Raw genomic sequence first — 21,214 nt, forward strand, 5'->3', positions numbered from 1 at the left:
CCCGGCCCGCGGGGCCCGGCTACCCGACTCAGGCGGAGGCAGCCGCCCCGCCGGACCGGCGCTTCCTGAGCCAGACGGCTACCGCTGCCAGCCCCACGGGCGCCGCGACGGCGGCCTTGACGCCCAGCTTCGCGATGAGCCAACCGACCGCCAAGTGCCATCCGGTCCACCAGGCCATGAGCGCCACCAGTCCGGCAACAGCCAGGCCACTTACCGCGGACAGTGCGATGCGCGCCCAACGGCTTAACCGCAGTTCATCGTTCCCTTTACTCATGGGAACAACTATACGAGCGAGTAGTTCCAGGGGCGGGATGCCTGGGCGGCCGTCTCGTCACCTCGCCGGGATGTGAGCGTCAACGACCTTCGTCCGTCGAGTGATTGGGCCTCAGGAGGGTCGGGGACTGGCACGGTGGCTTCCGCTCCGTTTCCAGCTACCGGGTAGTGCTCTTCCCGAGGCAGCTTTTCCCGAGCTCAGGTGGGCTGCGACGGCAGCCAGCCGTGCTGCACGGCTCGCGCGCCGGCCGCGAAGCGGCTGCGGGCGCCGAGGCGTTCCATCAGGTCGGTCGCGATGCGTCGCGCCGTGCGCTGGGAGACCCCCAGGCGTTTGGCGATGGCCTCGTCCGTGTGGCCCTGTGCCAGCAGGGCGATGGTGGTGGACTCTTGCGGGTTCAGCCCGTGGGAGTCCTTGGGGGCGGTCTCGCCGAGTGGCTGAGCGCAGGACCAGACGCCCTCGAAGAGGGCGCACAGTGCGGTGAGAGTGCCCTGGCTGGTCAGGACGACGGCACCGGTAGCGGTGTCGTCGCTGCTGACGGGGATGACCGCGGTGGAGCCGTCAGTGATGATCATTCGGGTGGGCAGGGCCGGGGTGGTACGGATCTGACCGCCCAGGTCTGTGAGCCAGTTGGCATAGTCGACGGTGGGCTGGTCGTTGCGGACGCTGCTGAGGTAGACGGTGCGTATCCGCACCCCCCGACCCAGCAACTGCTCGTCCAGCGGGCGCGACGCCTTCATCTGGGCCGCGGGCTGAGCGCCGCCCGGAGCGAACGACATGACCTCGGTGGTCACATCGCGGGTGAGCTTGGCCAGGCGGTCCCGGATCTGTTCGATGCCGACGAGCTGCTCGACGCCGGGGCTGGAGGCGTCCGGGCGCAGATCCGCGTACTCGGCAATCAGCTGCGCGGCGACGGCGCGCGATGCCTCCAGGCGCTGCTGTTGTGCGGCCAGGTCCGCCTGTTGGCGGGCCATCAGGATCTCCATGCCGATGTCCGGCGAGACCGCCCTCGGCCTTCCTGACTGCTCGATCGACGGCTGCACCAGGGCCAGCTCGCTGAGCAGGTCGAGAGCGTCGCGCACCTCGTCCTCGGGCTTGCCCACCCTGGCGACGAGCTCGGCTACCCCTCCCTGCGGATCGGCCAGCATCGCGCGGTAGACGGATTCCGCGACTGCGTCGAGTCCCAATACGGTCAGCAACGCACATCTCCCTCATGCATGCACAACTCCACCTCTGAATCGTCTGGATCATGCCATACGGTGCCGATATACGTATGTCCGGTATAAGGAAATAGTGACGCGCTGGACCGAAGTGTCCATGGACGGAAGCGTCCACATTCCGCTCCTGGAAGGCCAGTTGCCGGTTTGGGACAGTCGGTGCCATGTATCTCATCCACGCCCGCCTGCAGGGGCCGCCCGGCGCCTCCCTCCCGCTCGAGACGCGGCCCTTGGTCCGTTCCCAGATCCACGACGGCGACGGCGTCGAGCACGTCACCGTCCACCCCGATGCTTTGCCCCACCCGGTGGTCGGTCTCTACGTACGCGCCGACAGCCTGGCCACCGCGGAATCCCGGGCGGCCCGGCTCTGTCGGCTGCTGCTGGGCTGCGCCGGGTTCGACGGCTGGTCGCTGCCCCTCGTCGAGGCACCGTTGGTCACGCCCCTCTACGCGTCGTGGTTGTCCGACCCGGGACCCGCCGGTCCGGCGGTGGACGGATGCGGCCAAGGACATTTCGGTCCAGCCGAAAACCCTTTCTCCCCCTCTGACCAGCAGCGAAAGTAGTTCTTGCCAGCAGGGAACACCGCCCGGCGGGCCACGGACCGGACAGCATCACCGCGGGATGCGAACCGGTCGAGGACACCGACCCAACGTCAGAAGAGGGCTTTCCCATGCTTCGTCTCCGTCTCGCCACGGCCGCCGCGGTCGCCACCATCGCCGCCTCGGCCGCGACCGCCGCCCCCGGGCAGACCATGGGCTGGTCGTAACCCCCGGCCTCGGCCCCATCACCCCGGACCGTTCCCAGCCGCTCCCGGAGGGCGGCCGCAGCAGCCCTGTTGTCCCGGCCGCACATGCTTCGCCACACCCGCAGTACCGAGCCGCACCGGTTAGGCCCGGCAGCTGCCTGCGCCGCCCGTCACTGCATCCCGCATCGCCACTATTGAGGTTCCGCCATGCCCGAAACACCCCGCGCCACGTCCCGTACGGCCTGGAAGTCCGCCGCCACGGCCGCCCTGACCCTCGCCGGTCTCACCCTCTCCCTCGTCTCCGCTGCCCCCGCGACAGCTGCCTCCCTCGGCACGTGGGACAAGGTCGCCCAGTGCGAGTCCAGCGGGAACTGGCAGATCAACACCGGCAACGGCTACTACGGCGGTGTGCAGATCTACCTGCCGACGTGGAACGCCTACGGCGGCCGCGAGTACGCCACTTACCCGCACCAGGCCACCAAGCAACAGCAGATCCTGATAGCCGAGAAGATCCTCGCCGGGCAGGGTGCGGGCGCCTGGGGAAGCTGCGGGGCGAGCGCCGGACTTGGTAGTGACCACGCCGACCCCTACCCCACCACCCCGCCCGCGCCTGTCGGCATGGTCCACCTGACGGCCGCGGACTTCACCGGTGACGGCAGGAAGGATCTGGTCGGCGTCGAATCGGCCACCGGAAAGCTGTGGCTCTACCCCGGCAAGGGCGACGGCACCTTCGGGACCCGCGTCCAGATCGGCACCGGCTGGAACGCCATGAGCAAGCTCGCCGCCGCCGACTACACCGGCGACGGCAAAGCCGACCTCCTCGCCGTCGAGAACTCCACCGGGAATCTCTTCCTCTACCCGGGCACCGGCAGCGCGGTCGGCATGAACACCCTGGGTGCCCGGAACCGGATCGGCTCCGGCTGGGGCGGCATGCGGGACCTCACCGCGGTCGACGTGAACAAGGACGGCAAGCCGGATCTGGTTGGCGTCGACACCAACGGCGCCCTGTGGGCCTACCCGGGGACCGGGTCCCTCGCGGGCAGCAGCACCCTGGGCGGCCGCGTCCAGATCGGTTCCGGCTGGGGCAGCATGGCCGAGCTCACGAGCCCCGGCGACCTCGACTCGGACGGCAAGGACGACCTGGTCGCCGTCGACCCGGCCGGCGCGCTGTGGAAGTACCCCGGCACCGGCGCCCTCAACGGCAGCAACACCTTCGGGGGCCGCAACCAGATCGGTTCCGGCTGGAACAGCATGCACCAGCTGGTCGGCGCCGACTTCAACAACGACGGCAAGGGTGATCTGGACGCCGTCCAGGCACAGGCCGGTTCCACCGGCGGCCTCTACTTCTACCCCGGCAACGGCAGCGGCGGCCTCGCCGACCGCGCCCGGATCGGCACCGGCTGGTAGCCGCGCCACCCACCCCGACTTCGCCACACCTTCACCGCTCGCGCGGCAGTCCGCCGCGCCCGCTTCCGGACTTTCACGCTTTCAGATTTCAGGAGACCCGTCATGTCGACGTTCGCAGCCAAGTTGAAGAAGACCGCCGTCGCCACCCTGGTCGCCGCCGCGGTCACCGGTCTGGGCATCACCGGACCGGCCGCTGCCCCGGCACATGCGGCCGGCACCTCCGCCGTGGGGGGCGAGATCACCACCGCAGAGGTCATGTCCCGTGCCCAGTACTGGGTCGACCGCGCCGTTCCGTACAGCCAGTCGGACTACGACCCGGACCCGCAGGGCCGCAATTACCGCCAGGACTGCTCCGGGTTCGTCTCGATGGCCTGGCACCTGAACACCAGCCTCACCACCTGGACGCTGCCGCAGGTCGCCACCCGGCTGTCCAGCCTGGACGATCTGCAGCCCGGCGACATGCTCGACAACATAGACTCCCACGTCGTGCTCTTCGGTGGCTGGGCCGACTCGGGCCGCACCACGGCGAAGGTCTGGGAAGAGGCCCGTCCGGGCACCACCGCCCGCGTCAACTCGTCCTATTACACCCGCAGTTACATCAACAACAACGGCTACCGCCCCTACCGCTACACCAAGATCGTGGAGTCCAAGCCGACTCCGAAGGACGTCGGCATGACCAACCTCACGGGCGGCGACTTCGGCGGTGACGGCAAGGCCGATGTGGTCGCGGTCGAAGCGTCCAGCGGCAAGCTGTTCTACTACCCGGGTACCGGCGGTGGCCGGCTCGGCGACCGCGTCCAGGCCGGCACCGGCTGGAACACGATGAGCGAGCTGGCCTCCGGCTACTTCACCGGCTCGGGCAAGCTGGACCTCGCGGCCGTCGACAACGACGGAGTGCTGTGGATCTACCCGGGCAACGGCAACGGCACCTTCGGCAACCGCATCAAGGCGGGCACCGGCTGGGACGGCATGCACGACCTGGCGGGCGCCGACCTCAACAAGGACGGCAAGAGCGACCTGGTGGCCGTCGAGTCCTCCACCGGCAAGCTCTACGCCTACCCGGGCAACGGCAACGGCACCTTCGGCAACCGCGTCCAGATCGGCTCCGGCTGGAACGGCATGGACCAGATCGTCAGCCCCGGCGACATGAACAAGGACGGCAACGCCGACATCGTGGCCCGTGAGGTTTCCACCGGCAACCTGTACGTCTACCCGGGCACCGGCTCCTTCAACGGCACCAACACCCTTGGCTCCCGTACCCAGATCGGCTCCGGCTGGGACTCGATGACCAACCTGGTCAGCGGCGACTTCAACGGCGACGGCATCGGCGACGTGGACGCCGTCCAGGCCAAGGTCGGCGAGACCGGCACCTTCTACAGCTACCCGGGCACCGGCGCCATCAACGGCACCAACACCCTGGGCGCCCGCGTCCAGATCGGCACCGGCTGGTAGCCCCGCCGCAAGGCCCGCGACCGCCGCTCTCCGAAGGGCCGCCACCACCGCACCCACAGCGTGGTGGCGGCCCCGCCTGCTCCCCACCACTCTCCGGGAACCGACCCAGCCGATGAAAGGACCAGTGCCACCATGGCCCGCCGACACCCCTTCCGCAGGACCCGCACCCGAGGGCGAGGCACCGCGGTGGCGGGCGTGATGGCGCTCGCCTCCCTGGCCACCAGCGGCCACGCCGTCGCCGAGGCCACTCCCGACGGGACCACTGCCACCTACAACAGCATCACCCGGACAAGCACCGACGGAATGGGCCTGCAATCGGACAACGGCCGTGAGGCGCGCCGGGTCTCCGCCTTCGAATCCGCCCACCCCGCACTGGGACGGGTCACAACAGCCGACGTCCTCGCCGACACCTCCGGCGCCGGCGCGGGCCGCGACCTCTGCCACCCCACCAACACCGCGGGCGCCCAGGGCTTCTGCTGGTCCACCGAGGACGACAACACCGGCTCCTGGATCCCGCAAGGGCTCACCGGCTCCGGCGAATTCCCCCGGTCACAGGCCCTGGTCAACGGCCGCAAGGTGCTGATAACCAGTTGGTACGGCGCTTCCGGGAGCGAGCGGGTCACCCTCGCCGATGTGTCGGACATGGCTCATATCACCTACCGGCACGTTCAGTTGGCCGCCCTCGACGACGCAGGCGACAACTTCGTCCCGATCACCGGCGGACATGCCCACGCGGTGGTCTGGGCCGGCAGCAAGCTGTACGTGGCGAGCACCGGCAGCCGCATCGACGTCTTCGACCTGAACGAGATCTGGAAGATGGACGTCACCACCGACACCTCGTTCGGCATCGACGCGAAGGGCAAGGCCCACGGCGCGGGCCACGGCTACGTCCTGCCACGCGTCGGCACCTACACCTCCACGGGCCAGGGCACAGGCTGCGGCGCGTACGCCGGTGTCCCGCAGCGCCCCTGCATCACCGCGGCCTCGCTCGACCTCAGCGGTTCCCAGCCCTCCCTGGTCACCGCCGAAGGCGACCCGGGCAAGGTCGAGGGGCAGTTCGGCAAGGCCACCGCTCCCGTCGTCCGCTGGCCCATCGACCCGGTCACCGGCGTCCTCAAGGCCGACGCCGGCGGGCGCGTGCGCGCCCATGAAGCCTTCGCGTCCCCGATGGGCGGTACGCAAGGCATCGCCATGAACAACGGCCGGTTCGTCATCGCGGGCCCCTGCCCGGAGTTCGTGCCCGCCGAGCACCAGCCGGACCAGAAACACATCCGGAATTTCCCGGGCTGCCTCTATCACGCCCGGCCGGGCGAGCCCGTACGTCTGGTGACCAGGACCCCCACCAATCCGGAGAACCTCTCCTACTGGCCCGGCACCGACCAGCTCTGGATGGTCACCGAGTCCACCGGCGAACGCGTCGTCATCAACACGCCCTGGCCCAAGGACCCCGCGCCTGCCGGCATGGTCCACCTGACGGCCGCGGACTTCACCGGTGACGGCAGGAAGGATCTGGTCGGCGTCGAATCGGCCACCGGAAAGCTGTGGCTCTACCCCGGCAAGGGCGACGGCACCTTCGGGACCCGCGTCCAGATCGGCACCGGCTGGAACGCCATGAGCAAGCTCGCCGCCGCCGACTACACCGGCGACGGCAAAGCCGACCTCCTCGCCGTGGACTCGGCCACCGGCGACCTGTACGTGTATGTGGGAACCGGCACTGCGAACGGCATGAACACCCTGGGTACCCGGAACCGGATCGGCACCGGCTGGAGCAGCATGCGCGAGCTGACCGCCATCGACATCAACGACGACGGCAGGGCCGACCTCGCGGCCGTCGACATCGACGGCGTGCTCTGGGCGTACCCGGGCGCCGGGTCCCTCGCCGGCGGCAACACTCTCGGCAACCGTGTCCGGATCGGTACCGGCTGGGACACCATGGCCGAACTCACCAGCCCCGGCGACCTGAACGCCGACGGCAGGGCCGACCTCGTCGCGGTGGACCGCTCCGGTGCCCTCTGGGCGTATCCGGGCACGGGCTCCCTCAATGCGAGCGACACCCTCGGCAGCCGCACCCGGATCGGTACCGGCTGGGACACCATGCGCCAGCTGGTCGGCGCCGACTTCAACAACGACGGCAAGGGCGACCTCGAAGCCGTCCAGGCCCCTGCCGGCTCCACCGGAACCCTGTACTTCTACCCGGGCACAGGCAATACGGCCCTGGGGAGCCGCACCCGGACGGGCACGGGGTGGTAGCCGCTGCGTCGGCCATGGGACCTGGGATCCTGCGACCCGGGGTGAGGTGGTGAGCGCGTTTTGGCAGCGGTTCTCTTTCCGAGCCTGATGTGCGGGTTTCCGCAGGTCAGGCGCGATGTCCGCGTTGTTGAGGCAGGCTTGGGCCGTCTTGTTCGTCCCAGGTGACGTGGAGCCGGCTGTGAGAAGGGGGCAGGTCCGGCTGCTGTCGCCGCGTAGTGTCTGCGCGGCGGGCGAGGCGTGCGGGCGGCATCCCGGTCCGTGGCGGATGCGGGCGTGACCAGCATGGACCGCCACTTGATGCCATTACCGACCAGGTAGCGGACTGCGTCGAGCATCTGGCGGTGGCAAGAGCCCTCCGGCCGGCCGCCCCGGCTGTCCATCCACGCCGGCGTTGGTCGGGACAGCGGGAAGGAGCCGTCCAGACACGACGCAGCAGCCGTCAAGACTGTTCGGTGAGGAAGGCCACCACAGCGTCCACGAACTCCGCCTGCCCTTCGACGTTCGCCATGTGCACCGTGGGCAGGACGGTGAACCGCGCGCCGGGGACGGTCGCGGCGAGCTCCTTCCCGTGCTCGGCGGACGTGACGGTGTCGTGCTCGCCCGCGATGACCAGTGTCGGGTTGTGGATGAGCGTGGCCGTGCGGCGCAGGTCGTAGTCGCGCACCGCAGCCCAGCTCCCGGCCACGCCCTCGCGCTGCGTGGCGAGCAGGGTGCGGCGGAAGCCCTCGACAACCTCGTCGTCGCCGTGCAGCATGCGGGCCGGGAACCAGTTGTGCAGGAACCTCTCCGCGGTGACCTGCATGTCGGGGGCTTCCAGCAGTTCGGCGATCGGTCGATCCCACTGATTCGCCGGCCCGAGGTACGCGGCGGTGTTGGAGAGCACCAGGCGGTCAACGCGCTCCGGAACGTGGATCCCCAACCACTGCGCGACGATTCCGCCCAGAGACAGGCCCAGCACATGCACCCGCTGCAGGCCCAGGGCATCCAGCAGTTCCACCACGTCGCGCCCCAGTCGGTCCAGGGAATACGGGCCGCTCGGGACATCGGAGGCGCCGTGGCCGCGCGCGTCGTAGCGCAGCAGCCGGAAGTGCTCGGTCAGAGCCGACACCTGGCCATCCCACATGTGGAGGTCGGTGCCGATGGAGTTCGAGAGCAGCAGCACCGGCTTGTTCTCGTCACCGTCGAAGCGGTAGACGATGCGAACGCCATCGCCGGTGGTGATGGCGGTACGAGTCTGAGAAGTCATGTCAGCTCCAGTGATCCAGCGGGTATGCGCTCAGCCTATGAACGCCACCTGCAGAGTTCTATTACAAAGATCGAACGAGCCCTGTAGGTTGCTTGGACAATGTCAAACTTCACGCTCCACGAGTTGCAGTGCTTCAACGCCGTTGTGCTCGACGGCGGTTTCCAGGCCGCCGCCGAGCGGCTGCACCGCTCGCACCCTTCTGTGTTCGCAGCAGTCGCCAAGCTGGAGCGCCAGCTGGGCCTGGACCTGCTGGATCGCTCGGGCTATCGGGTTCAGCTCACCGAGGCGGGGCACGCCTTCCACCGCAAGGTGCGCTTCCTGCTGCACGAGGCCGAGGAGCTCCAGACCTACGCCGCGCAGTTGGCGATGGGCGAAGAGGCCGAACTGCGAGTGGTGCTGGGGGACCTGTGTCCACTCCCACCGGTGTTGGAGATGCTCAGCCGCTTCTTCGCGCAGTGCCCGCAGACACGACTGCACCTGCAGTTCGAGACGGTCACCGGCCCCTGGGAGCGGCTGCTGGAGGACGAAGCCGACCTCATCGTGCACCGCGTCCCCAAAAGCGACGTGCGGATGGAGTGGATCGATCTCGGCCGCGTCGCGCTGGTGCCCGTCGTGGCGCCCGGTTTCCTGCCTTTCCCTCCGGACACCGACATCACACCGCAGCGGATGCAGGCCTTCACCCAATGCGTGGTCCGGGATTCGGCGCGACATCCGTCGGAACAAGGTCATTTCCTGGTCGAAGGCGCGCCCCGGAGCTCCGTTCCGGACCACCTCATGAAGAAGGAGCTGATCTTGCACGGCATGGCGTGGGGACACGTCCCGCGGTTCATGATCGAGACCGAGTTGCGTGACGGAAGCCTGCTTTCCATCGCCGGACGGCACTTTCCCGGTGTGGTCGAGGAACTCTCGGCAGCTCGCCGGCGCGACCGGCCGCACGGGCCGGTCGCCGACCAGCTGTGGGACTTCTTGGCCCGCCATGCACCGGTCCTACGGCCGACGCTCGGCCGTGTACCCAAGGCGAAGAAAGCACCGGAACACCACAGGTGACATCGCCACGATCGCCATTGGGGTGTACCAAAGCCCCTTCTCTGCGTCGTCAAGTGGGTTGGCGACGTTCACTGTTCGGAAGAGTTCGAGGGTGAGGTAGCGCTTGCGCGTTCGGCGGATTTCGCGGTCGGTGCGTCCTCCGGCTCGTCACCGGGCGATGCAATCGTGTGTTCGTAGGCAGAGGCGCCATCGTGTGAGGACGATGCCGTGAAGAGCGTGTTGAGTTGCCGATCGCCGTCGGTCGAGTCCGTGGGCCGCTGCTGGCAGGCAGCGGGCTGACGCCGGTGAGGGCGGCGAAGGCTACTTCGTTGCGGCACCGCCCGGCGTAGGGACCAGGACACGATCATTGCTGTCTGCGGCGGTGTTGCCCAGCCGGTGAGCGAAGCAATCGCAGTGCGGCACGCCGAAGTTGGAAGGTTCCACTTCGTGAACGGCAGGCTGGAAGGCCCGTGGTCCGCGGACCGGGTGCCCGGCGAAGCTGAACGCCACCACTCGCGTCGGGGCAGCCCAGCGGATCAAGGACGGCGCGATCCCCGAGCAGGTCGCCGCTGAACTCGGTATCAGCCGCTCCACGCTGTACCGGGAGTTCCGCAAGCACCGCGAGAGTGTCGCCGTTCTTCGGGTCACACCAGAGGGTTGATTGGCTCCTCAGAGCCCTCATGGGTGGGATGGAGGGGATGGGCTGTGCTGGGCCATTCGTACGCCGATCCATGATCGTCATTCTGATGGGACAAGTCCGAGGCGGTAGGCGGCGGTGGCGGCCTGGACTCGGCTGGAGACGCCGAGCTTGGCGAGGATGTTGGAGACATGGACGCTCGCTGTCTTGACGGAGATGTACAGCTCCTCTGCGATCTCTCGGTTGGTGCGGCCGTTAGCGACCAGGTGGAGCACCTCGTGCTCACGGGGGGTGAGCCCGTGGTGCCGGCCTGGAGAGCGGTGTTCATATGGAGGGGAGTTCAGCGGAAGCCTGGCCAGCCTGGCCAGCTGCTCGATGTCTGTCAGCAGGCCGCGAGCGCCGAGCAGATCGGCGTTGCGGCGGGCGGCTCGCAGGCGGTCGGCCGCCACTTGCCGGTCGCCGGCCTCGGCCGCTGCCTCCGCTGCTCGCAGGAGCGCCAGGCATTGTTGATAAGGCTGGTGCAGCTCGCCCCAGGCGGTCGCGCAGCGGTCCCAGGCCGACAGCTGGGATGATCCGCGGACTCGTGCGGTTTCGGCGGTGAAGGTCAATTGCTGCGCTTGTTGGACCGGCCCGATGACGGGAAGCTCGGCGGCGAGCTCGCACAGGGCGGCCGGCAGCGTGGGGCTCGCGTGGGCGACTCGCGCACCGAGGACGAGCAGCGGCCACAGGTACCGGGGAGTTGATATGGCCTCGTTCCTGGCCAGTGTTTGCTCCACATGCGCGACGGCTTGTGCTTCGTTGCCCTTGGCGAGTGCCAGGTCCGATGCGAAGCAGATCAGCGGGAGGAGGTCTTGGGCGTCGGAGGTTCCCCAGCCGAAGACGCCGTGGGCGAAGGCGGCAGCGGATTCGGCCAGCGGGAGATCGCCGCGGGCCAAGGCGATCGAGCCGCGCAGGACCAGGAGATAGGCGCGGAAGCTGGGGGCGGGGGCGAGTTCGAGTGAATGGTCGAGAATCTCGGTCGCTTCGTCCCAGTGTCCTGTCGCGATCAGGGCCTCGGCCACGTTGGCGGCGTGCGTGGGCCCGAAGGTGCGCAACAGTCCGGCACGGCTCGCCGCGGCGAGGCCGCGCCGCGCTGATTCTGCGGCCTGCTCGTAGCGGCCGGCGCCTTGGAGTACGTCGGCCTCGCAGCGGAACGTGTGCATCAACGCGGCAGGATCATGGATGCTTTGTGCTTCTGCCCGTGCCTGGGCCAGGTGTGGCAGCTGTCGGTCCAGGTCTCCGGTACGGGCCCGCGCGTAGGCCAGGTTGGTCGAGGCGACCACCTCGGCCCGGATGTCGCCGGCAGCGCGCGCCGCCCGGATCGCCTCTGTGGCGATGGCGATTCCTTCTTCGTCACACGGGATGGTGAGCAGGCGGTGAGTCAAGGTGTTCAGGACGTTGGGCCGGTCCGGGTGTTGTGGTGGCATGATCCGCACCGCTGTCCGCAGGTCATCGACGGCGCCGGGCTGTCCCAGGGCCTGACGGAGCTCTCCTCGGTGGCGGAGCAGCTGCGCGGCGCGCCCGGGATCGTCGGCAGGATCGACGTCTGCGAGTGCAGTGGCGATCAGTGTCATGCCATGACCACCTTCGCCGGACAGCATCGCCGCCTGGATGGCTTTGTCCAGCACGGACCTTCGGTCGTTCCCGAGCCGACGTGCCACGTCGGGTGCCTGATCCCACAGGTCCAGGACCGTCTCCAGTATGCGCGACTGTTCGGCGTAGGCCAGTGATGCCTCGGCGCTCTCGGCGGCGTCCCACGCGGCAGCGAATGCCCGTTGCGGATGTTGCTCGGCCACGGCGTGCCAATGATGGGCCATCTCAAGTGCGCCACGGCCGGGGGGAGCAAGGTGGGGATGGCGCTCCAACGCCTCGCCATACCGTACGTGCAGGACAGACCGCTCGCCGGGAAGCAGCTCCCCCTCGATGACCTCCCGGATCAGCGCGTGTCGGAAGACATAGCTGTCGCCTTCGACAACCAGCAGGTTCGACGCCACGGCGGGCCGCAGCGCGGTGGACAATGCCGGATCGTCGAGGCCGGTGACCTCGGCGAGCAGCGCATGACCAACGCGCACGCCGCCGACAGCAGCGGCCCGGACCACGCTCTGGGTCTGCTCTGCGAGTCGCTCCAGTGGTGCGACCAGGAGATCGCGGATCGATGACGGCAGTGACTCGCCCGGTCCGGCACCACAGGTCAGCAGTGTCTCCACCAGCAGTGGATTGCCTTCGCTTCGCCGGTAGATCGTTTCGCTCAGCTCAGGAGTTGGCGGGTGTCCGAGCAGGCCACGAAGTTGCGTGGTGACCTCGCTCTTGGTCAGTCTGCCGAGGTCGATTCGCTGTGCCCACGCCATGCGCTCCATCTCGGCGAGCAGCCGGCGCACCCTTTGGGCCGGGGCCAGTCGGTCGCTGCGGTAGGTCACCACTGCCAGTACATCGGGAACTGACTGCTGGTTGCCGATGATGAAGGTGAGCAGGTCCAAGCTGGACCGGTCCGCCCAGTGAACATCCTCGACGACGAGGAGCACCGGGGCGCGTTGTCCGAGGGCCTGCAGGAGCGCAAGGAACTGTTCGAACAGGCGAGCGCGGGCGAGGTCGGTCTCGTCCGCGGAGTCCGGGCGGCTCAGGCTGGGCAGCAGCCGTCCGAGCTCGCCCGTCTCACCGTTCGGCAGCATGTGGCGGACTTCTTCCAGACCGATCGTGCGGACCAGCTCACGCAATATCGCGGTGAAGGGGGCGAACGGCAGGCCGGTCTCGCCTATCTCCAGGCATGCGCCGGTGAGATGCCAGGCCGGCGCCGGCAGCTGTGCCGCGAACTCGCTGACCAGCCGGGACTTGCCCACGCCGGCCTCGCCGGCGATCAGTATGGCGGACGGCCGGCCGCCGCCGGCGCGTTGGAATGCCTCGGTGAGCGCGGACAGCTCTTCCTCTCGCCCCGCCAAGACAGTGCTGGTCGTAGCCATGCCTCCAGCTTTTCAGATCGCGGTAAGCGCTCGTGGTGAGGATCTGAGGCGTTCGCATAAGGCAGTTCTACGATGCGGAGCCGCCCCGGCCGCGGTGAGTCTTGGGCCGTGACCGTCTCCGATACCGGCCTGTCGAGCACGACGGCCTCCCGGCTGATCACCAGCCGTCAGATGATCTTGCTGTTGCTTGTGTCATTCGGTTCGTTTATCGGCTTCTACCTGCTGCTCTCGGTCGTTCCTCTGTATGCCGCCGCGGGCGGGGCTGGTGCGAGCGGTGCCGGCGCCGCAACCGGCGTCATGATGCTTGCCACCGTCCTGATGGAGTTGGCGGTGGCCCGTCTGGTAGCGAGATTCGGCTACCGGACGGTGGCATCAGCAGGCCTGCTGATGCTCGCCGCCTCAGCGGCCGCACTCACCCTCTCTGAGCGAATGCCGCTGGTACTCGCCGTATGCCTGCTCCGTGGAGCGGGCCTGGCGATCGTGGCCGTGGTCGGCCCCGCACTGACCGCCGAACTGGTGCCCGTGGAACGTCGAGGTGAAGGACTTGGCCTGTATGGCGTGGTAGTCGGTGTACCTGCCGTGATCGGGCTGCCACTGGGCGTGTGGCTCAGCAGCCACCTCGGCTTTCACTTCGTCTTCCTGATCAGCGCGGGAGTATCTGTTGCCACCCTGGTCGCAGCACTCGGCCTGCCGGCCCAGCAGGGACGCAGCGAACCTCATGGCAGGATGCGGGGCAGCCTTCGCGGCAGTGGGTTCGTCCGGCCCGCGGTGATCTTCGCCGCCTTCACGGTGGTAGCCGGCGTGGTGGAGACCTTCTTGTCGTTGGCCATGCCCGCCACGGTCCGCGCGTGGGTCCCCCTCGCCCTACTGGCGCAGACCGCCATCACCCCCTTCGCACGCTGGGGGGCAGGACGCCTGGGCGACCGCCGGGGCTCTGGACCGCTTCTGGTCCCGGCGGTGCTCACCGCAGCCATCGGCACGGCGGGGCTTGTGTGGGTGGCAAGCCCGGTCGCGGTGATCGCGGGGATGGCGCTGTTCGGGATCGGGTTCGGCATCGGCCAGAACGCGACCCTGGCGCTGATGTTGGAGCGCATCTCACCGACCGAGTTCGGCAAGGCCAGTGCGCTGTGGAACCTCGCCTATGACGGCGGTTTCGGCATCGGAGCCGTCGGCTTCGGCCTGCTGACCGCACCGGTGGGCTACCCAACCGGATTCGCCGTGACCGCACTGGTACTCATCGCCGCGATCGCCCCCGCATGGCGTGATCGCACAGCAGGAAGGAAAGCCAACCATGCATCATGACCTTCGCCAGGCTGTGCGCCGGGTGCTGCCCGCAGTCCGGGCAGACCTCGAAGCACTGGTCCGGATCCCCTCGGTCAGCGCCGACCCCGACTCCTTCGACGAGGTGCGCCGCTCCGCCGAAATGACAGCCCGCCTGTTCCGGAACACCGGCTCCCCGCAGGTCGAGATCCTGGATGACATCGAAGGCGGCCGGCCCGCAGTTCTGGCACGCTATGCCGCCCCGCCCGGTCAACCCACCGCAATGCTGTACGCCCACCATGACGTGCAGCCCGCCGGCGATCTCGCAGGGTGGTCCAGCCCTCCCTTCCAGCCGACCGAACGCGACGGACGCCTGTACGGCCGCGGCACCGCCGACGACAAGGCCGGCATCGCCGCGCACCTCGCCGCACTGCGCGCGTACTCCGGCCGACCGCCCATCGGCGTGACCGTGCTCGTCGAAGGGGAGGAAGAAGTCGGATCACCGAACCTCAGCACCTTCCTCGACCGCCACCAGGACAAACTCAACGCCGACGTCATCGTGCTCGCTGACGCCGACAACCTGATCACCGGCACGCCATGCCTGACCACCGGCCTGCGCGGGATCACCTCCTGCGTGGTGGAACTGCGCGCCCTGCAGCGCGGCGTGCACTCCGGCATCTACGGCGGAGCCGCCCCGGACGCACTGACCGCGTTGTGCCGACTCCTCGCCACGCTCCACGACGAGCAGGGCAACGTCGCCATCGAAGGCCTCGGCACCGCGACGGCACCCGCCGACAGCCTCTCCGAGACCGGATTCCGAGCCGAGGCCGGTCTCCTCGACGGCGTTCACCTCCTCGGACGCGGCAGCATCAGCGAGCGGCTCTGGGCCGGGCCCGCGGCCACCGTACTCGCGATCGACTCGACACCAGTGGACGCCGCGTCCAATACGCTCACCCCCAAGGCCAGAGCGAAGGTCGGGCTGCGGGTCGCGCCAGGCGACGATGCAGTCATGGCAAGACGGGCCCTCGCCCGCCATCTGCGGCACCACACGCCCTGGGGACTGCACGTCACCGTCACCGAAGGCGAGTCCGGACAACCGTTCCTCGTCGACGCGCAAGGCCCGGCGTTCGACGCCGCCCGCAAGGCCTACCGCCAGGCCTACGACAAAGGTGTCCTCGACATCGGCTCCGGCGCCTCCATCCCCTTCATCGCCGCGTTCGCCCACGCCTACCCCGACGCAGCCATCCTGATCGCCTCCGCCGGAGCCGACGGCGACTCCCGCGCACACAGTGAGAACGAAAGCCTGCACCTGGCTGACTTCGAACGCGCCTGCCTCGCCGAGACCCTGCTCCTCACCGAACTCAGACAATGACCGCGACCCGGCGAACTGCCTGAGCCCCGCTCGTCCCGGAGCCATGGGCCGAGCCGGGGCCTCGTCATGGGATCCGTGGCGCCCGAGACCTCCCAGTCATCGGCCCGGCCGATGATGTGGCCGCCGACGGACGCGGCGGCCGTCAGCACATCCTCCCGCTGGCGCTCCTGGGAGGAGGTGGCCAGCTTCATGCGGGACAGCCGCCGCACACCGAGCAGGCATTTCCCGCATCCGTCGTAGGGTCGTTCGATCATGTCCAGGTCCGTACCGCGCAAGGCTTCTCCGTTTCGAACACGCAAGGTACGGAGATTTCGCGGCCACCCCCAGGACGATCTTGGTCAGCCCAGGAAGCTCAGTCGAACCTGACGGTTGACATTATCGATGTTGGTGTCCACAAGGCAGACAGACTGCCAGGTTCCAAGGGCCAGTTCACCGCCGACCACGGGCAACGTGGCGTGCGGTGGCACGAGGGCGGGAAGCACGTGGTCACGACCATGGCCGGGGCTCCCGTGCTTGTGCCGCCATCGGTCGTCCGCCGGAAGAAGATCGTGGAGCGCGGACAACAGGTCATCGTCACTGCCCGCTCCCGTCTCCAGCAGCGCTACTCCCATAGTGGCGTGAGGTGCAAAGACATTCAGCAACCCGTCCCGGCCCTGGGCAACATGCCGCAAGAAGGACGCGCACTCCCCGGTCAGGTCGTAGACCGTCTCATGCGAGCCGGTCCTGACGTCGATCTCTCGTGTCGTGAAGCTCTCAGCCATGTGCGGATCTTCTCAGAGACAGCCAAACCCCACGGGTATGCGGCCCGGACGGCGAGGAGCCGGTGCGCAAGGGGCTGCCGCCGCGCAGCGTGGTCGGTGTGACCGGGCCGGCCATGACGGACGCCGTCCGGCGGGCCCGCGAGAGCGGCGTTCTGGAGCGGCTGCCGCTCTTCGAGCGGACCACGCCCACGGGGGTGGTGTGGCCGGACGGGCGGACCGTCGAAGCCGACGTCATCCTGTACGCGACCGGGTTCCGCGCCGCCATCGACCATCTCGCGCCGCTCAAGTTGCGCGAGCCGGGCGGCGGCATCCAGATGGCGGGCACCCGCGCGCTGCGCGACGCACGGGTGCGCCTGGTCGGCTACGGGCCGTCGGCCAGCACCATCGGCGCCAACCGGGCGGGCCGGGCCGCCGTACGCGACGTCCGGCAGCTGCTGGTGCGCGACACCGTGGCCGCGGCCCGGTGATCAGCCGCGCGACCGCGCCCCGGGCCGCAACCGCACCTCGCACGAGACCGCCATACGCCACCTCCGGCCGAACTCCCGGCACACGACGCCGTCACCACCACCCGGCAATCAACCACCCGCAATCAACCACCCGACCCCACCCCCGGCCGCAGCCGCGCCTCGTACGACGCCGCCGCATGCTCGACCAGGCCGATCAGCACCTCCTTGCAGGACGCGCGGTCGCGTGCGTCGCACAGCAGTACGGGGGTGCCCGGATCGAGGTCCAGGGCGCGGGCGACCTCGTCGGGGCGGTGGGCGCGGGCGCCGTCGAAGCAGTTGACGGCGACGACGAAGGGGATGGCTCGGTGCTCGAAGTAGTCGATGGCCGAGAAGCAGTCGGCCAGGCGGCGGGTGTCGGCGAGTACCACCGCGCCGAGGGCGCCCTGCGCCAGCTCGTCCCACAGGAACCAGAAGCGGTCCTGGCCCGGGGTGCCGAACAGATACAGCGCCAGGTCGTCGTGGAGGGTGATCCGGCCGAAATCCATCGCCACGGTCGTGGTGGTCTTGTGCTCGACGCCGTCGAGCCGGTCGACCGGGCGGCCGGCCTCGGTCAGCCGCTCCTCCGTGCTGAGCGGGCGGATCTCGCTGACGGAGCCGACCAGGGTGGTCTTGCCGACGCCGAAACCGCCGGCCACCAGGATCTTCAGGGCCATGAAGGAGGAGGCGGGGGCGGAGCCCGGGGGGTGGGAGCGCACGGAATCAGAGCGCGCGGAGTCCATCAATCACTTCCTTGAGAAGGTGCGTGGCGGGCAACTGGGCAGGCGGAACAGGGCGGTTGACGCAGATCAGTTCCGCCGCCAGCAGATCGCTCAGCAGGACGCGGACCACCCCCAGGGGCAGTCCGGAGTCGGAGGCGATCTCGGCCACCGGGCGGGGGCGTTCGCCGCACAGTGCGAGGATGGCCCGCTGCTCGGGCGAGAGCGCCGGCGGGTTGCCGGTGGCGGGGCGGGATTCGGCCTGTACGACGGCCATCAGCGCGAAGGCCTCGCTGCTGGGCCTGGCCCGCCCCGCGGTCATCGCATAGAGCCGGACCATCGGCCCCGCTTCGTCGTCGTACCAGCGCGGGGTGGAGTCGCTCATGGGCGGCCGGTCACTCCACTCCGGCGCGCTCGGGCGTGGCGAGGTGCTCGCCGACGCGCTTGACCAGGCGGGCCATCTCGTAGGCGACCAGGCCGATATCGGCCTCGGCGCTGCTGAACACGCCCAGGCAGGAGCCGTCCCCCGCCGCCACGACGAAGAGGAAGCCGCCCTCCAGCTCGACCATGGTCTGGATGACCTGGCCGGCCGCGAAATGCCGGGCGACGCCCTTGGACAGGCTGTGGAAACCGGAGGCGATGGCGGCGAAGCGTTCGCTGTCTTCGCGGGTGAGCCCGCCGGACGTGCCGACGGCCAGGCCGTCACCGGACAGGACGACGGCGCAGCGGATCTCCAGTACCCGGGACACCAAGTCGTCCAGAAGCCAGTTGAGTTCACCGGAGAGGTGAGGGTGCTGGTGCTGGTCGGTGGTCATGGGGCGGTTTCTCCTTGGGGGTCGTGGCCGGGGGCGGCGTCGTCAGGGGTGGCGTCGTCGGGGGTGGCGTCGTCGGGGGTGATCGGCCCGTGGGCACCGTCGCGCGGCGCCGTCGCGGCGCGGCCGCGGGTCCAGCCGGCGCGCAGGGACGCCATGGTGGCGCGGGCCTGTTCCGGGGAGCGGCGCGGTGCGGCGGTGACTTCGGTGCGGGGGACCCACTCCGGCTTGTGCTGGGGCTCGTCGCGCAGGTCCGGCGCGAGGCTGGCCTGGCGGACGCGGCGGGGCAGGGGGCCGTCGAGGTCGGCCGGGGCGGGCTCCGGCGGGGCGGGCCGCTCGGACATGGGCGCCTCCGGGGCGGGTGCGGTCCCTGCTACGGGCGGCTCGGGCGCTGCCGGGAGCGCGGCGGGCCGGCTGATCGCGGCGCCGAGCGCCCGCGCCCTGGCCGGACGCCGCCGGTGGTACAGCGAGGTCATCTCCTCCGGTGCTCCCCCGTCGTCCGGCGCGGCCTCGGCCAGTACGTCGTCGGGCAGCAGCACCACGGCGGTGACGCCGCCGTAGGCCGACGGCTGGAGGGTCACCCGCGCCTGCTGGCGATGGGCGAGACGGTTGACCACGAAGAGGCCGAGCCGTTCGGTGTCCAGGAGGTCGATCTCGTCGGCGTCGGCGATCCGGCGGTTGGCCTCGTCCAGCGCCTCGGTGCTCATACCGAGCCCGCGGTCGTGGATCTCCAGGGCGAGGCCGGTGCCCACCCGCTCGGCGTGGACCTGCACCTTGGTGTGCGGCGGGGAGAACGTCACGGCGTTCTCGACCAGTTCGGCCAGCAGATGGGTCAGGTCGGCGACCGCGCCGCCGGCCAGCCGGACCTCGGCGACGGCGCTCACCTCGACCCGTGCGAAGTCCTCGACCTCGGCGACCGCGGCCCGCACCACGTCCAGCAGCGGTACGGGATGCCGCCAGCCGCGGCCGGGCGCGGCGCCGGAGAGGATGATCAGGCTCTCGGCGTGCCGGCGCATCCGGGTGGTGAGGTGGTCGAGGCGGAAGAGGTCCTCCAGTTCGGCCGGGTCCTCGGTACGGCGTTCCATGGTGTCGAGCAGGGCGAGCTGACGGTGCACCAGCAGCTGGCTGCGGCGGGCGAGGCTGACGTAGACGCCGGAGATTCCGCTGAGCGCCTCGGCGCGGTCGGCCGCGGCCTTGAGCGCGGTGCGGTGCACGGCCACCAGGGCCTCGCCGACCTGGCCCACCTCGTCGCGGCCGGCACCGCGGTCGGCGGGCAGCGGGGCGACGGCGTCGATGTCCACGGACTTGCCCGCGTACAGCCGCCGCAGCGACCGGGGCAGGTCACGGCCCGCGACGCGCAGGGCTGAGTTGCGCAGTTCCTCCAGCTCGATGACGAGCCGGCGGCCGATCTTGACGGAGATGAGCAGGGAGAGCAGCACACCTGCCAGGCCCAGGACCACGGCGAGGCCGGAGCCGCCGAGCGTGCCGAGGGACAGCGGGTCGGCGGTGCGGGCCGCGGCGGTGCCCGCCGAGCGCTGTGCGGTGCGCAGGGCGCGCAGCACGGTGCCGTGGGCGTCGCTCCAGTCGGCGGCGGGGACGGCGGTGGCGGCGCGGATGCCGGGACCGGCGTCGCGTACGGCGTCCTCGGCGGACCGCAGATCGCGGTAGGCGGTGCCGTTCAGGATCCGGTGGTAGGCGGCGGCGTCGGCGGGCGCCAGGTCGTCGACGGCGCCGGCGAACAGGTCGCGCTGGGTGTGCGCCGCGCCGGTGAAGGCGTCGAACTGGGCGGGCGACATCCGTCCGGCGGCCTGCGCGGCGCCCAGGGCCGCGTCCTCGCGGGAGAGGACGTCGCGGGCGCGGGCGAGTTCGAGGACGACGCGCGGCTGCGAGGCGCCGGGCGGGTTCTGGAGGCCGCTCAGCGCGCCGAGGGTGGCCAGGCCGTGGTCGACGATCTCGCCGTAGGCGCCGGTCGTTCGGTCGGTGGCGTCCTTGCCGGTGGTGTGCCGGGCGCGGAGCGCGGTCAGTTGGGCGGCATCGCGCATCAGGCGGTCGATGCGGCCGGGCAGTTGGGGGTCGACGTCCGCGGCGTCGGCGCTGCCGCCGTTGACGCCGTCGCGCAGTGCGGTCGCGGCGGCGTCGGTGGCCCGTCGGCGGTCGCGCAGGGTCTGCTGCCGTTCGGCGTCGGGTGCGGCGACGGCGCGGGCCGCGGCGCTGCGTTCGTCCTGTACGGCGGCGATGAAGTCACCGACGGGGATCACCAGGGTGGTGTCGATCTCCTTGAGCCGGTTGAGGTCGGAGACGCTGCGCGCGGAGGTGACGGTGGCGAAGGCCCACAGGGCGATCAGTGAGACGACGGGGACCATCAGCAGCGCGACGATCTTCGACCGTACGGATCGGGGCATCAGCCGGGGCATCACGAAAGGGATGCGGGGCGCCCGGTGTGGCGCGCGGCGGGCCGTCCGGTGGCGGCCGTAATTGCCGCCCGTATTACCGGACTTGGGCGGCGGCGTTCCCCCTTCGGGCCCGGAATGGCCCGTGCTCTGTGGTGCGTGCATGAAATC

The 21,214-nt window shown here is 69.9% G+C and carries 17 protein-coding genes and 2 pseudogenes; 9 read left to right on the forward strand and 10 right to left on the reverse strand.

Translation table 11 applies throughout. The features are described 5' to 3' along the window. Positions 1-28: 28 nt before the first annotated feature. Together SNA_RS42235 and SNA_RS13910 are read right to left on the reverse strand one after the other, a co-directional pair. Positions 29-274, reverse strand: a complete 246-nt coding sequence (locus tag SNA_RS42235; protein WP_157879908.1) for a hypothetical protein — start codon at positions 272-274, stop codon at positions 29-31. 197 nt (positions 275-471) lie between these two features. Continuing rightward, positions 472-1,470: a helix-turn-helix transcriptional regulator gene (locus SNA_RS13910; protein WP_044365262.1), complete on the reverse strand. Its 999-nt coding sequence runs from the start codon at positions 1,468-1,470 to the stop codon at positions 472-474. Between the two features lie 182 nt (positions 1,471-1,652). Between SNA_RS13910 and SNA_RS13915 the strand changes: the two genes are divergently transcribed. From SNA_RS13915 to SNA_RS38290, 4 genes are all read left to right on the forward strand, one after another. Beyond that, entirely contained in the window at positions 1,653-2,051 is a 399-nt protein-coding gene (locus tag SNA_RS13915) for a hypothetical protein (RefSeq protein WP_030073217.1), read from the forward strand. Between the two features lie 389 nt (positions 2,052-2,440). Continuing rightward, positions 2,441-3,640 carry an FG-GAP-like repeat-containing protein gene (locus tag SNA_RS13920; RefSeq protein WP_044365264.1) on the forward strand — a complete coding sequence of 400 codons (1,200 nt, stop codon included), beginning with the start codon at positions 2,441-2,443 and terminating at the stop codon, positions 3,638-3,640. Positions 3,641-3,742: 102 nt separating this feature from the next. Further along, on the forward strand, positions 3,743-5,092 hold the full coding sequence (locus SNA_RS38285; RefSeq protein WP_052808908.1) for an FG-GAP repeat domain-containing protein: 1,350 nt from the start codon (positions 3,743-3,745) through the stop codon (positions 5,090-5,092). A gap of 132 nt (positions 5,093-5,224) precedes the next feature. Continuing rightward, a complete protein-coding gene (locus tag SNA_RS38290; RefSeq protein WP_104531971.1) occupies positions 5,225-7,342 on the forward strand; it encodes an FG-GAP repeat domain-containing protein in 2,118 nt (705 codons plus the stop codon). Positions 7,343-7,781: 439 nt separating this feature from the next. Here the strand turns inward: SNA_RS38290 and pcaD are convergent, their stop codons facing one another. Further along, positions 7,782-8,588 carry a 3-oxoadipate enol-lactonase gene (pcaD, locus tag SNA_RS13935; RefSeq protein ID WP_030073588.1) on the reverse strand — a complete coding sequence of 269 codons (807 nt, stop codon included), beginning with the start codon at positions 8,586-8,588 and terminating at the stop codon, positions 7,782-7,784. Between the two features lie 99 nt (positions 8,589-8,687). Here pcaD and SNA_RS13940 point away from each other — a divergent pair, with 99 nt between their 5' ends. Together SNA_RS13940 and SNA_RS45180 are read left to right on the forward strand one after the other, a co-directional pair. Next, positions 8,688-9,635 carry a LysR family transcriptional regulator gene (locus tag SNA_RS13940; protein WP_030073589.1) on the forward strand — a complete coding sequence of 316 codons (948 nt, stop codon included), beginning with the start codon at positions 8,688-8,690 and terminating at the stop codon, positions 9,633-9,635. 478 nt (positions 9,636-10,113) lie between these two features. Next, positions 10,114-10,275 carry a helix-turn-helix domain-containing protein gene (locus SNA_RS45180; protein ID WP_078969916.1) on the forward strand — a complete coding sequence of 54 codons (162 nt, stop codon included), beginning with the start codon at positions 10,114-10,116 and terminating at the stop codon, positions 10,273-10,275. A gap of 77 nt (positions 10,276-10,352) precedes the next feature. Here SNA_RS45180 and SNA_RS13945 read toward each other — a convergent pair whose 3' ends face one another. Together SNA_RS13945 and SNA_RS45185 are read right to left on the reverse strand one after the other, a co-directional pair. Next, positions 10,353-12,767 (reverse strand): LuxR C-terminal-related transcriptional regulator, encoded by a 2,415-nt coding sequence (locus SNA_RS13945; protein WP_241779641.1) that lies wholly within the window; start codon positions 12,765-12,767, stop codon positions 10,353-10,355. Between the two features lie 6 nt (positions 12,768-12,773). After that, positions 12,774-13,247 (reverse strand): annotated as a pseudogene (locus SNA_RS45185) (ATP-binding protein); the annotation flags it as partial. A 108-nt stretch (positions 13,248-13,355) separates the two neighbouring features. Here SNA_RS45185 and SNA_RS13950 point away from each other — a divergent pair. After that, complete coding sequence (locus SNA_RS13950) at positions 13,356-14,549, forward strand: MFS transporter (protein ID WP_241779643.1); 1,194 nt, start codon at positions 13,356-13,358, stop codon at positions 14,547-14,549. After that, on the forward strand, positions 14,539-15,879 hold the full coding sequence (locus SNA_RS13955) for a dipeptidase (protein WP_044365268.1): 1,341 nt from the start codon (positions 14,539-14,541) through the stop codon (positions 15,877-15,879). Before SNA_RS13950 ends, SNA_RS13955 begins: the two co-directional genes overlap by 11 nt. 338 nt (positions 15,880-16,217) lie before the next feature. On the opposite strand, the gene SNA_RS13960 is transcribed toward SNA_RS13955, so the two are convergent. Further along, positions 16,218-16,640 (reverse strand): YjbQ family protein, encoded by a 423-nt coding sequence (locus tag SNA_RS13960; protein ID WP_030073596.1) that lies wholly within the window; start codon positions 16,638-16,640, stop codon positions 16,218-16,220. Positions 16,641-16,693: 53 nt separating this feature from the next. On the opposite strand from SNA_RS13960, the pseudogene SNA_RS13965 reads away from it, so the two are divergent. After that, positions 16,694-17,107 (forward strand): annotated as a pseudogene (locus SNA_RS13965) (pyridine nucleotide-disulfide oxidoreductase); the annotation flags it as partial. Positions 17,108-17,229: 122 nt separating this feature from the next. Here SNA_RS13965 and SNA_RS13970 read toward each other — a convergent pair. From SNA_RS13970 to SNA_RS13985, 4 genes are read right to left on the reverse strand one after another with little or no spacing between them, the layout of a single operon-like run. After that, on the reverse strand, positions 17,230-17,865 hold the full coding sequence (locus SNA_RS13970; RefSeq protein ID WP_241779644.1) for a GTP-binding protein: 636 nt from the start codon (positions 17,863-17,865) through the stop codon (positions 17,230-17,232). Beyond that, on the reverse strand, positions 17,846-18,226 hold the full coding sequence (locus tag SNA_RS13975) for a DUF742 domain-containing protein (RefSeq protein ID WP_030072060.1): 381 nt from the start codon (positions 18,224-18,226) through the stop codon (positions 17,846-17,848). Before SNA_RS13975 ends, SNA_RS13970 begins: the two co-directional genes overlap by 20 nt. A gap of 10 nt (positions 18,227-18,236) precedes the next feature. Further along, entirely contained in the window at positions 18,237-18,656 is a 420-nt protein-coding gene (locus SNA_RS13980; RefSeq protein ID WP_030072061.1) for a roadblock/LC7 domain-containing protein, read from the reverse strand. Beyond that, a complete protein-coding gene (locus tag SNA_RS13985; RefSeq protein ID WP_078969901.1) occupies positions 18,653-21,055 on the reverse strand; it encodes a sensor histidine kinase in 2,403 nt (800 codons plus the stop codon). Before SNA_RS13985 ends, SNA_RS13980 begins: the two co-directional genes overlap by 4 nt. Positions 21,056-21,214: the final 159 nt, after the last annotated feature.

Origin of the sequence: Streptomyces natalensis ATCC 27448, from assembly GCF_000935125.1 — a bacterium.
Classification (GTDB): Bacteria; Actinomycetota; Actinomycetes; order Streptomycetales; family Streptomycetaceae; genus Streptomyces; species Streptomyces natalensis.